The 12443-nt window shown below is 60.5% G+C and carries 10 protein-coding genes; 5 read left to right on the top strand and 5 right to left on the bottom strand.

Features of this window, described 5'->3' with window-relative positions:
* The first annotated feature begins 19 nt into the window (after nucleotides 1-19).
* Nucleotides 20-1045 carry a YncE family protein gene (locus OHL14_RS17265; protein WP_263380624.1) on the top strand — a complete coding sequence of 342 codons (1026 nt, stop codon included), beginning with the start codon at nucleotides 20-22 and terminating at the stop codon, nucleotides 1043-1045.
* Nucleotides 1046-1358: 313 nt separating this feature from the next.
* On the top strand, nucleotides 1359-2186 hold the full coding sequence (locus tag OHL14_RS17270; RefSeq protein WP_263380625.1) for a TIGR03435 family protein: 828 nt from the start codon (nucleotides 1359-1361) through the stop codon (nucleotides 2184-2186).
* On the opposite strand, the gene OHL14_RS17275 is transcribed toward OHL14_RS17270, so the two are convergent.
* Nucleotides 2183-2965 carry a glutaminyl-peptide cyclotransferase gene (locus OHL14_RS17275; RefSeq protein ID WP_263380626.1) on the bottom strand — a complete coding sequence of 261 codons (783 nt, stop codon included), beginning with the start codon at nucleotides 2963-2965 and terminating at the stop codon, nucleotides 2183-2185. The genes OHL14_RS17270 and OHL14_RS17275 overlap by 4 nt on opposite strands.
* A gap of 172 nt (nucleotides 2966-3137) precedes the next feature.
* Between OHL14_RS17275 and OHL14_RS17280 the strand changes: the two genes are divergently transcribed.
* On the top strand, nucleotides 3138-4853 hold the full coding sequence (locus tag OHL14_RS17280; protein WP_263380627.1) for a cryptochrome/photolyase family protein: 1716 nt from the start codon (nucleotides 3138-3140) through the stop codon (nucleotides 4851-4853).
* A gap of 334 nt (nucleotides 4854-5187) precedes the next feature.
* Here the strand turns inward: OHL14_RS17280 and OHL14_RS17285 are convergent, their stop codons facing one another.
* Together OHL14_RS17285 and OHL14_RS17290 are read right to left on the bottom strand one after the other, a co-directional pair.
* Entirely contained in the window at nucleotides 5188-6351 is a 1164-nt protein-coding gene (locus tag OHL14_RS17285) for an acyltransferase family protein (RefSeq protein ID WP_263380628.1), read from the bottom strand.
* Between the two features lie 80 nt (nucleotides 6352-6431).
* A complete protein-coding gene (locus OHL14_RS17290; RefSeq protein WP_263380629.1) occupies nucleotides 6432-7073 on the bottom strand; it encodes an OmpH family outer membrane protein in 642 nt (213 codons plus the stop codon).
* A gap of 1296 nt (nucleotides 7074-8369) precedes the next feature.
* Here OHL14_RS17290 and OHL14_RS17295 point away from each other — a divergent pair.
* Together OHL14_RS17295 and OHL14_RS17300 are read left to right on the top strand one after the other, a co-directional pair.
* Nucleotides 8370-9536 (top strand): response regulator, encoded by a 1167-nt coding sequence (locus OHL14_RS17295; protein ID WP_263380630.1) that lies wholly within the window; start codon nucleotides 8370-8372, stop codon nucleotides 9534-9536.
* A gap of 131 nt (nucleotides 9537-9667) precedes the next feature.
* Nucleotides 9668-9859: a hypothetical protein gene (locus OHL14_RS17300; protein WP_263380631.1), complete on the top strand. Its 192-nt coding sequence runs from the start codon at nucleotides 9668-9670 to the stop codon at nucleotides 9857-9859.
* A 67-nt stretch (nucleotides 9860-9926) separates the two neighbouring features.
* Here OHL14_RS17300 and OHL14_RS17305 read toward each other — a convergent pair whose 3' ends face one another.
* Nucleotides 9927-11324: a porin gene (locus tag OHL14_RS17305; RefSeq protein ID WP_263380632.1), complete on the bottom strand. Its 1398-nt coding sequence runs from the start codon at nucleotides 11322-11324 to the stop codon at nucleotides 9927-9929.
* 22 nt (nucleotides 11325-11346) lie between these two features.
* On the bottom strand, nucleotides 11347-12354 hold the full coding sequence (locus OHL14_RS17310; RefSeq protein ID WP_263380633.1) for an SPFH domain-containing protein: 1008 nt from the start codon (nucleotides 12352-12354) through the stop codon (nucleotides 11347-11349).
* Between the last annotated feature and the right edge of the window lie 89 nt (nucleotides 12355-12443).

Raw genomic sequence — 12443 nt, forward strand, 5'->3', positions numbered from 1 at the left:
ATAAGTGCATAATCCGTTCATGCGCCTAGCCCTCACTCTCGCCGCCCTGTCGTGCCTCGCCGTCTCCGCGTCCGCCCAAAGCGGCCCGTACAAGATCCTTCAGACCGTCAAGGTTGGCGGCGAAGGTGGCTGGGACTACGTCGCAGCCGACTCCACCGATCGCCGCCTCTTCATAGCCCGCTCTGGCCCCGCAGGCAGCATTCACGCCTACGATCTCGACAGCCTCAAGGAAGTCGGTGTTATCCCCGGCATCAGCGCGCACGGCGTCGCCGTAGACGTCGCCACTCATCACGGCTTCGCCACCTCCAAGGGTGTCGCCATGTTCGACCTCAAGACCCTTGCCGTCCTCAAGCCCTCACTCAATGTCCAGGGCAATCCCGATGGCTATCTCGACGACCCCGCCACCAGCCGCGTCTACATCCTCAGCCACTCCGCGCCGAACGTCACCGTGCTCGATGCCAAAGACGGCGCGATCCTCGGCACCATCGATCTCGGCGGCGCACCCGAACAGGCCCAGCTCGACGGCAAGGGACATCTCTTCATCGACCTCGAAGATAAAGACGCCATCGCCGTCGTCGACACCAAGACGATGAAGATGACCGGCAAGTACGACATCTCCAGCAAGGGCGGCGGCTGCGCTGGCCTCGCCATCGACGCCAAAAACTTCGTTCTCTTCGCCGCATGCCGCGATAAGAAGAACATGATCATCCTGAGTGCGACCGACGGCAAAATCCTCGACGCCCTGCCCATCGGCACCGGCTCGGACGGCGCGGTCTTCAATCCCAAAACCAGCGAAGTCTTCAGCTCTCAGGGCGATGGCACGCTGACCATCATCAAGGAAAGCTCTCCCACCTCCTTCTCCGTAGAGCAGACCGTCACCACCCCAGTCCGCGCCAAGACGCTCACCCTCGACACGAAGACCGACCACATCATCACCGCGACAGGAGAATTCGGCCCGGCCCCCGAACCCGCCACCCCCGGTGCTCGTCCCGCACGCCCACCCATGCTTCCCGGCACCTTCTCCATCATCGTGGTCGGCAAGTAGCTCGTCCCAAAGCAGTCATCACCCTGTGCTACGGGAAGTTCTGCACCAACCCGCTTTGAAGGGTACGGGCTTCAGCCCGTACATAAAAAGACGTTAGAAAATTCGGGGCTTTAGCCCCGGAGGGTGCGGGTGTTTGATCCTGACTGAACGTAGTCAGAGCCTCCCTGGAACAGCACGCAGCAACATCACGCGGCGATCTCAACTCCTGAGATCGCCGCTTTCCTTTCGGACATCGACTTCCAACCGATCTTCCCTCAGCGCAGCCATCTCTGCTCGATAGTGCGCGATCTGTCCTCGCGCGTACGATGCCTACATGCGGCACAAACCTCTCCTGTCGTTCACCCTGTTTCTTCTCGCTGCAGCTCTGCACGCGCAAACACCGACCAAGGCCCCGCCACTCGATGTACTCTCCGTAAAGCCCGACACCAGCGACTCCCACGACGGCAGTATCAGCCTCCGCGCCGACGGCATCTATGTCCAGCACGCACCCTTCCGCTTCCTGCTTCTCGCCGCCTTCGGCAACGACTTCGCCGAAGACCACATCGTCAACATGCCCTCGTGGGCTGGTGACCAGTTCAACGTGGTTGGCAAGGTCTCAGATGCCGACCTGTCGAAGCTGCACAATCTCAATCGCGAGCAGTACATCGAGATGCGCAGCCAGCTTCTGCAGGCCGTTCTCGCAGAGCGCTTCCAACTCAAAACCCACACCGAAGTCCGCCAGGGCCGCGTCTACGCGCTGGTCCCCGCAAAGAGCGGCCCAAAGCTCAAACTCTCCGGCGACAACCCACCCGCTGAGTACATCTCCCCGCAGGGCCAGCACGTCCAGCTTGGAACCATGGCCACTACAGGGCAGATCGCCGGTCATGTCGCGCCCGTCGCCATGCTCATTCGCTCGTTGAACAGCGCCGGTCAGCTCGATCGCGTCGTCATCGATCGCACCGGCCTCACCGGAAACTTCGACTACGCTCTGAACTGGAAACCAGACTCTCCCGCACCCACTACAGACAACGGTGCAGACGACACCGCTCTGCCCTCGCTCCTCACAGCCATCCAGGAGCAGCTCGGCCTGCGCCTCGAACCCGCCACCGGCCCCATCAACACCCTCGTGATCGACCACATCGAAAAGCCATCGAGCAACTAGCGAGCCGCGCTCTTCGGCACCAGCTTGATCTCGAAGATCGTCGGCCACTGCTTCCCCGTCACAAACAGCCGATCGTGCTCGGCGTCATACGCAATCCCGTTCAGCACCGCCTCGCTGTCCAGCTGGATCATCGACGATAGAATCCCCGTCAGATCGATCCATCCCAGCACCCGTCCATCCTTCGGCGAGATGCGCGCAATCCTGTCCGTGTGCCACACGTTCGCATAGATCTCGCCCTTCACATACTCCAGCTCATTCAACTCCTGTACCTCTATCCCTTCGTCCTTCACTACGATGTGCCGCACCTCGTGAAAGTCCTTCGGGTTGCGAAACGTCAGCGTGCTCGTGCCATCGCTCGTGATTAGTTCCTTGTCCGTCCGCGTCATGCCCCAGCCTTCGCCGCTGTACGTAAACTGGCTCAGCACCTTCAGCGTCGCGCGGTCGCGCACAAACCCCACATGCGACTGCCACGTCCATTCATACAGATTCGGCCCCCAGTCCACGATCCCCTCGCCGAAGTACTGTGGCGGCAGATCCACCACCTGCTTCACCACGCCCGTCTTCGGCTCCACCGCCACCACCTGCGAGTGCCCCTTCAATCCCGTGCCCTCATAAAACAGCCCGTTCAGATAGAAGAACCCCTCGGTATAACTCCCCGTCGCATGAGGATACGTCGCCATCACCCTGTACCCATACACCGGTGTCGCCGCACCAGCAGTCGCCGTCAGCAGAGCTGCCAATACCATCACCCACATCTTCACTACCCGTTCACCGCTCATACTCAAAACGATAACGCAGCCACCTCCCTCACTCCAGGCTCAAGCACTCTCCGCTCTAAGCTAAACAGAAACCTCTTACCGATATCCGCTTCGTCATCGCAACCTCACCTCAGCGTTGCTCTCATCAAAGCCCGCGCTTGTCATCCCTCCCCCGCTCGCGTGTCATAACCTCATGGCCGCCTTCTTCGAACAGATCGCAACACAAGAGCCCTCTGCCGCTGAGGCGCGCTCCCGTCGCTGGATCTACATTCCCTACGATCGCCTCCACGACGCCGTCGGCCCGCTCGCCGACGCCGACCCGCAACACACCGTCCTCGTCTTCATGGAGTCCCTCGCCAAAGGCACGCGCCGTCCATATCACAAGAAGAAGCTCACCCTCGTCCTCAGCGCCATGCGTCACTTCGCGCTCGAGCAGGCCCAGCGCGGCTGCCGCATCGTCTACGGAGCCTCGCCTACCAGCTTCAGCCACGGACTCCTCGAACTCCAGAACAAGTGGCAGTGGCAGGATCTCACCACCAACCGCCCCGCCGAGCGCGAACTCCGCACAGAGCTCCAGTCCGCCCAGGCCGAAGGCCTCCGCATCACCTTCGCTCCCGACACCGCCTGGCTAAGCACCTCCGCCGACTTCACCACTGCCTTCCCCAACGCCGCCACCAAACCCCTGCGACAGCGCTACCTCATGGACACCTTCTATCGCCACATGCGCCAGAAGACCGGCCTCCTGATGGAGCGCGCCCACTCCACCTCCGCTCCAAAACCCGTCGGCGGCAAGTATTCACTCGACGCCGAAAATCGCAAGCCCTGGCGCAACGAGATCGCCGTTCCCATCCGTCCGACCTTCGCACCCGACGACCTCACCCGCGAGGTCATCGCCATGATCCTCGAACGCCATCCCGACACCTTCGGCTCCCTCGACAACTTCGATCTCGCCGTCACCCGCGCCGACGCCGAAACCGCCTGGCGCTTCGCCCTCGAGCGACTCCTCCCCTGGTTCGGCCCGTGGGAGGACGCCATGTCGACCCAGCATCCCGACCTCTTCCACTCCCTCACCTCGCCGCTGTTAAACCTGACCCTGCTCCGTCCGCAGCAGCTCGTCGAAGATGTGGCTGCCGCCCACGCCGAAGGCCTCATTCCGCTCGCCAGCGCCGAAGGCTTCATCCGCCAGGTCCTCGGCTGGCGCGAGTTCATGCGTCACCTCCACGAAGCCACCGACGGCTTCCGCACTCTCGACCCCCTCCCTCAAGATTGTCATCCTGAGCAGAGCGAAGGACCTGCTTTTCGCATGGACCAGAACGATCACGATTCCGAGACCTGGGTGGGAGCCTCACCAAACCATCTCAACGCCAACCTCTCACTCCCGCCCGTCTACTGGGGCAAGCCCAGCGGCATGAACTGCATGGACACCGTCGTCTCGGGCGTCATCGCCAACGGCTGGTCGCACCACATCACCCGCCTCATGGTCCTCTCCAACCTCGCCACCCTCTGCGGCTTTTCTCCGCGCGAACTCACCGACTGGTTTTGGTTCGCCTACATCGACGCCTACGACTGGGTCGTCGAGCCGAACGTCCTCGGCATGGCCACCTTCTCCGACGGAGGCCTCACCGCGACCAAGCCCTACATCTCCGGTGCCGCCTACATCAACAAGATGTCCGACTTCTGCGGGCGCTGTAGCCTCAACCCCAAGCAGTCCCTCGGCCCCGGCTCCTGCCCCTTCACCGCACTCTACTGGAGCTTCCTCGAGCGCCACGAAGCATTACTCGCCCCACTGAACCGCATGTCCATGCCTCTCGCTACCTTGCGCAAGAAATTATCCGCAGAACGCGAAGCCCTCCGCAAGCGCGCCCAATTAGCCATCGATCAACTCGGACGCGGCGACATCGTCACCTAAGTCAAAGTCATCTCTTAAGAGAAGGCTGACCCCAAAAGACTGACCGCACGCAGTCGCTCTCGTCGCTGCCTCCCTTGTCTCGCCGCATATCCTTCTTGCCTTTGCCTCTTTTGTTGTCATTCCGCAGCGCAGCGGAGGAAACTGCATCACCCGAACCAGCACCCCTGCAAAACGGAGACGTTCGATCTGCCCTTCCTGCAAGACAATCTGGTTTCGAGGGCTGAAGGCCCGACCCATAACAGCCCAGGCCGAAGGCCTGGGTAAGCCATCTACCACGCAGAGAGCGCTGAAGGCGCGATCTATCGTGCCGCAACAACGCACTCATGCGCCGACTTTACGCCGGCCTCGCCCCACGCAGCCACCGGTTCATCGGCTCACTAAACCACCTCGCCAGAGCCCATCCCACCGGCAGCGTCGCCAGCACAATCCCCACCACGAAGCTTGCAAGAACGCCGCGCGAGTCACTCTTTCCAAACCATCGCACGAACAACTCGACACCAGCGATCACCACAAACTCATGCGCCAGATACAGCTCATAACTGTGGCGGCCCATCCAGCGCAGCGGTGCGCCCCATCGCCCACCATGCTGCCCACGCAAAGCCACGCCAAACATCACGAGGCACGCCACCAGCGCCACGAACGTATCATCGGTACCGCTCTTGCCAAGCACCTTCAGCACATGCCACTTCGGCCAGATCGCCACCATCACCAGCCCGAGCCAGCCACAGATCTCGACCGCCAGCAGCACAGATCTCCGCAGCCTGCGCGCACGTAGCTCATTCACAATCAACGCGGTCAGGCATCCCAGCGCGATGCTCGCCATGCCCGCAAGGTAGGAGTTCTCCGCCTGCAGATCGTTATGCGGCCACACCACCCGCGCCCACGGGCCCACCGCAACGAACGCCAGCGCCAGCACTATCCATGCAGTTCGCCCAAACCGTCCGCCACGAAACAGCGCCACGCTCACCAGCGGGAAAAAGAGATAGAACATCTCTTCGATCGACAGCGACCACAGCACCGTCCACACTGCGGGCAGCCAAGCATCGCGCGAGGCCTCAAGCCAGTTCAGATGAAAGGTCAACGCCGCCAGCAGAGCTCTTGGCAGCGTGAAGTGCTTCTCATTAATCACGTAGCCATCGACATGCGCCAGATGCAGCACGCTCAGCACCGTCAGCAGCAATAGGAGCAGAGGCATGATCCGCGCAAACCGTATTCGATAAAACACCGCCGGCTTTAGCCTGTCGAGCGAGCCGAAGCGTCGCAGCGAGGTCAGCGTGATAAGAAAGCCGGAGACGGCGAAGAACACCGTCACTCCATTGCCTCCGTTGAAGAACAGTCGCTGCCCATACCGTGACCAGCCCTTGCCCAGAGCAACATCGACACCACGGAAGCGTATCCAGATGTGCAGCAGTATCACCGCAAGAATCGACAGCCCACGCAGTGCGTCGACGCCATCCATCCGCGCTACGGAAGCTTTCAGCTCGCCCTCTTGAACCATGGAACTGATGCTACCAAGCTCGCTCTAAACAACAATGGAGGCCCGAAGGCCTCCATTGTTGTAATTACCTTGCGCCATTCTTACTTGGCGGGAGGCGTGGCCCGGCGAGCCGGAGCCGGTGCTGCCGGCGGCGGAGCCGCAACGCCAGACACCTTGTTGTAATCGTTGATCACAGCCTGCGTCACATCGGTCGGTTCAGCAAACCAAAGAACCGGGCTCGCCTGCTGTCCGCCGCCAACGTTCAGCAGCAGCGTGAAGCCGTTGTCCTTCACATACTTCACAGCGGTCGAACCGACCTTCTGTGCAACCTTGCCGTAGGCTTCCTGCAGGTCGCTCTGGTAAGAGTTCTGTGCATCCTCAGCATCGCGCTGCAGCAGCTTTTCCTTGCTGTCGATGCTCTTCACCAGGTTCCCGCGCTGCTCGTCGGAAGCGTTTGCGGGCAGAGCCTGCAGCTGCTTCTTCAGGCTCTCCACTTCGGCGCCCTGCGTGTCGAGTGCGGCCTTCTTCGGCTCGTACTTCTTCTGGATGTCGGCAACGGTCTTCTGGCCTTCGTTCGTCGCAACAACAGCCTGTTCAAAGGCGATGATCGCAACCTTCGCGGGGATGGCCTGGGGAGCAGCAGCGGCAGCAGGTGCTGCAGCAGCGGCCGGAGCCTGGGCAACGAGGGTGGACGTAGCGAGGCTTGCGGCCAACGCCGTAGCAATTACAAGGGTGCGCTTCATTAGGTCTTTGAAACTCCTTACAGATATCCGGCTTTGCGGACAAAAAGATGTTTTGGCTGGGTCACTTCCTGCACAGCTGTATCAACCATACGCTTACGCAGGAAGTTAAATCTGCCACCTTCCTCCGCCCGTGTGCGCATCGTCATATTGATGCTGCCTGCTCGTCTCTTCACCCTTACGTTTCTCTAAGTAGAGGGTAAGAGGGTCGAGCCTTCGCGGGCGCGAGAGGACAGTCGGCTTGCAGCGATTATAGAAAGCCCATAACCACTGGTCAATGTGCCTCGGGTCGCGAGCCACCCTATATTTCGCGCCTCTGCCAACTCTCGTCATCCCTACCATTCTTCAAAAAACAGGAGCCGCGGCCCTACGATCCTCCATATTTTGGTGTATCCCGTCACCGTTTCCGGGGGTTTTTGTTGAAAACAAAGGGCCCTACATTTGGTACGACGATTGCTCTATGTAAAAGTGTTCGAGCTTGAGCCTGCCGTACAGGCTTCCTCCGGCGAGAATCCTCGGTTCTGAGGGCGTCAGCGAATCTTTCTCAGAAAGTCGCAACAGACGCAGGGTATAGACGTAGCCCTAAGAGGCACGCACCCTTTCAGACTGAGTCAAAACTCAGGAGGCCAGTGACTGGCCATTCAAGCTGCTGAAGGCCATCTTCCGGGGAGGGGAGATGGCCATCGGCCTTTCTGGGGACTTCTTTCTTGTCCCATTCCCCGTTTTTATTCCCTTGCGCTTCCTGCTCTCCCAGCGTACTATCAGGGTGTTCGGAAGCCGTACGCTTCGCTCAAGCCGTGATTCGCCCGGCGATACCAGCGAAGCTCAGGGACCCCCGCAACATTCGCTTTCAGCTTCAGCCTTAGAAAGTAGTTCGAACTACGGCAGTTGAAGCAACGAGTCTCCGCTGTTCCTGTTTACAGTTTTTCCGAGAGCGAGAGTAGAAGTTCGCCGTCAGGGGTAATCGACCGCCCCGCACGCGAGCAGCACGAACAAGCAAGTCGACTGGCTGTCACGGGGTGAATCCGACAGGCCCGCCGATAAAACGATCCCTTCCGAAGTGCATGGAAAGCTATTTACCTTCTCCAGCGCAGCTTCCAGAATGGGTTCCCAGATCATGAGCAGACAACTGCCACGATCGCGATGGATACACACAACTTTGAGTCAACGCTTGAGAGTGCAACTGACTGATTCGTTCCAGGGAACACACCGTACGCGACCCCTCACCGGCGCGAAGCGGCAGCCCCTCCTCGGTCTTCCGGCCACAAGCGCCCAATTGCAAGGGGAAATCACAGCACCATGTCAGAGCAGAATGCAGTAGAAACTCCGTCCTACAATGCGGCGGACGATTTTGACGGCGATTTTAACAACGCAGACTTCGACTCCAGCGATGGCGAAGGTCAGCCCGCACCCGGCACCGGACAGAGCAAGAGCAGTCGTCGCCGCCGTCGCAAGCGTAAGAACAAACTCGCCGGTGACGCCCCCGAAGGCGCCCCCAACAGCTCCGCCGCACCCGCTCCCGCTCCCTTTGTGATGGAAGGCGAAAGCATCGCCGCCGCAGCCGCTCCGGCAGCCGCCCCGCAAGCTCCTCGCGAACCCCGACGCCAGTCCAACAACAACGGCGGCGCCCCGCAGCAGAACAGCAATCAAAATGGACAGGGACAGGGACAGAACGGGAAGCGCTGGAAGAAGAAGTTCCGCGACCGTGAGCGCACGCCCCGCAGCGGCGGTGGCCGCAGCGAAAACCCCGGCAACGACTTCCGCGCCGACAGCAACAATAACAGCGGCAGTGGCAGCAGCTTCTCCAACGGCTATCGCAGCTCCGTCCCCGACAACTTCGGCAACTCCACCAACGGCTTCAAGCGCAAGGGTAAGGGCGGCCAGCAGAAGGAACGCGGCTTCGTCGGTCCCATGGACCACAGCTACCGCGAGGCTGGCTCCGGCTTCGGCGACGGTCCCCCGTCCACCATCCAGCTCGGTCGTCGCGGCGGCGGGCATCGCCATCACGGCGATTCGCAGCCCATCGACCACTCCATGCCGCGTCCCGTGCCGATTCCCGAAGGTGCGCAGACCCACATCTACTTCTTCATCGAAGAGCTCTTCTTCCAGGCCAAGATCCAGGAGTCCGCGAAGAAGCTCGGCGTCAAGGTCGCCTTCATCAAGAACGAGAAGGAAGCCATAGCCAGCCTCACCGACGGCGATCAGGACAAGCCCGCGCTCATCGTCTTCGATCTTAACAATGCCAACGCCAAGCCCCTCACGTTGATTCCCAAGCTGAAGACAAAGCTCAAGCGCTCGGCCTCCATCATCGGCTTCCTCTCGCACCTGCAGGGAGACCTCAAGGCAAAGGCCGTCGAAGCCGGTTGCGACGTCGTCATGCCCCGCGCCGCCTTCAGCCAGAACCTCCCCAACCTCCTCCGTCGCTACGGCGTCGAAGAAGCCGAGGAAGTCAACTACAACTACTAAGCACCATCACTTCGCAACAACCAGGGCGCCACCTCGAAAGAGGTGGCGCCTTTGCCGTTCACTCTCCTCCCTCCTCTATCCCCTCTCCTCTGTTTTCTGCATCCAACCACCCAGAGGAACAAGCTATGCCCATGACAGACTCTGTCCACGCTGCCGAGATTCACCGTCTCGCGGCCCATGCCCACGAAGCCGCAGCCGCTTCCCACAGCATGAACGATCATCTCCGCGCCCACGAGCAGTCCCGCCTGGCGCACGAGCGCTCCGTCGAAGCCCACCACGCCTCCGAAGCTCTCGCAGCCGAACACAACACCACCAAAAAGTAATCGGCCCGCACCAAAGAAGCGAGGGAGCAGCATCAGCTGCTCCCTCATTTCCGTTTCCACTCCCTACTCAAAAATGAACCACCACATCCGTGGCCGCCGTGAACTGGCTCGTTCGTCTCCCCTGGTCATACGATCGCCTGTCCCACGCATGATCGAACCGTATCTCCGGCCGTATCTGCACCGTCGTTCCAATCCAGTGGTTATACGACAGCGTCGCCTCCGAGTACCGCCCCGCATATCCCGTCCGCTGCCCCTTCTTGTCATTCAAAAAGTCATTTCGCAGCGACACGTAATCATGCGCTGAAAGCTCTTTGTTGATGTAGTTCACCGCCGCCCACTCCGGCGCAAGACACCGCAGCTCGCCCACGCGGCAGTTCGCTCCATTCGTTCCCTTCTCAATCGCCACCGGCCCGTTCACACTCGGCACCTCGCGCTGATACATCCCATACATCTCCGTCGCGATATGCCACGTCTTGTTTACCCGGTGATACCATGTCGCGTCATACATCTGGATATTGTTGAATGCATATGTCCCATCGTTGATCCCGTTCGCGCACACATAGAAGTTTTCGTTCACGCTCTTCGTCGTCGCACTCACACACCCCATAAACGATGGCTTCGCATCCGCCGTCCACGGAGCCACATCGTGGCTCGCCGAAACCCCCGCCTGCACCACCAATCCGTCCTTCACCTGGATCGTCGCCAGCACGCCCGTATCTGTAAACGGATCCACCGCATACAGCAGCGAGTGGCTGAACATGTAATTGTTCGGCGTCAGCTGCGCCTCGATCCCCGGAATCGAAATGAACCTTCCCGCCCGCACATTCATCCCCTGCGCCACATGCGGAAAGTACACATCCACATACTCCAGCACCGGATCGAATCCATACTGCCGGTTGTGATCTTCCAGCTGCGAGCTGAGATACCCCTTGTTCGTTGTCGACCTGTAGTCCGTCCCGAAGAACGCCGTTAGGTGGTAGCCCCAGTCCACATGATCGCGCTGCACCTCATCCGGCAGCCGCTCCACATACACCACCACCTGCCCCAACTCCACGCGGTTCGAATAGATATCATTCGTCTCCGGATAGTTCCGGTCGCGCGACGTCGAAAGGTTCGCCGTCGGCTCAATCCACCCGTAAACTTTCGTCCGGCTCTTCACTCCATTCATAGCGGTCTGCAGCGGATACACATTCCCATCCGCCTCCCCGATCGTCGGCGACCCGCCATAGCCCCAATCCGCACCCGGAAACGGCGGCGAATCCAGCGGCTGCGCCAGACCTCGCCGCACCGCCGGCGCACTCGCCGCCGCCGTCCCCCACCAGTCATCGTGATAGAACCGGAACAGCCGGGAAAACACATTCCCGTCCCGAGGCACATCCTGCGCCCCGGCTACCGCACACAACGACAGCAAGCCTGCGAGCAACACGCAACCCTGCATCCAACGGGAATCGACTTTCAGGCTCATCGAACCTTGAGATGCAACTTTGCTACCGCCCGGTATAAGGATCAGGCATTCCCGTCGTCCCCACCGGCGGCGCTGGCGGGTTATACGGCCGCTCCGGCTCCACTACTCGCGGCTTGTTCGGCCCTGGTGCCTGCGGCAGCGGAGCTCCCCGCAGCCCAGCCAGTATCTGTGTCTGGAAGTCCCCCGCAGCTCCTGGGCTGTTCGGCAGAAAGAGCGTGTTCGTTCCGCCGCGCGTTCCGATGTCGCGCAGCGTATCGAAGTACTGCGTCAGCAGCACCAGCGCCATCACCTCTTCGGCCGTCGCTCCCGGGACTCCCTGCTGGAAGTGCTCAATCGAAGCCGACAGACCATCGATGATCGCTTGCCGCTCACGAGCAATACCGTTGCCCTGCAGCGCCTTCGACTCCGCCTCAGCCTCCGCCTGCTTCACCTTCAAAATCTTCTCGGCCTCACCGCGTGCCTGCGCGGCCACCTGCGCCCGCTGCGCCGCGTTGATGTCGTTCATCGCGGCCTTCACCTTCTCATCCGGAATGATGTCCGTCACCAGCGCCGTCAGGATGTTGAACCCAAAGTTCGACATGATCTGGTCCAGTTCCACCTTCACCGCCACCGAGATACCCGACTGCTGCTCGAACGTCTCATCCAGCGTCAGCTTCGGCACATGCCCCAGGATCGAGTTGAAGACAAACGACTCGATCTGTTTCTGCGGCGAGCTCAGCTTGTAAAACGCATCCGCAATCTTGTCGTCCAGCACCTGGTACTGCACGCTTACCGGAATCTGCACGAACACGTTATCGCGTGTCTTGGTCTCCACCGAAAACTGCGCCTGCTTCACCTGCAGATCGACGAAGTACACCCGCTCCGCAAACGGAATCAGGAAGTGCAGCCCCGGTCGCGTAATCCGGTCGAACTTCCCGAACTTCTCCACCACACCCGCCGTCGCCGTCCGCACCGTGTAGTACGTCTTGGCAATCATAATCAGCAAAAACAAACCCACCACAAACACGAGCATCAGCACAGCTGGCATCATCGTTAAGACCTCTCAATATCCGAGCTAAGCATATACCCGCCCCCGTCAAGCTTTCGTAAGCCGACGGGTGCCCCGTTCATTGCGATGCG

The sequence above is a fragment of the Granulicella paludicola genome, from assembly GCF_025685545.1.
Lineage (GTDB): Bacteria > Acidobacteriota > Terriglobia > Terriglobales > Acidobacteriaceae > Granulicella > Granulicella paludicola.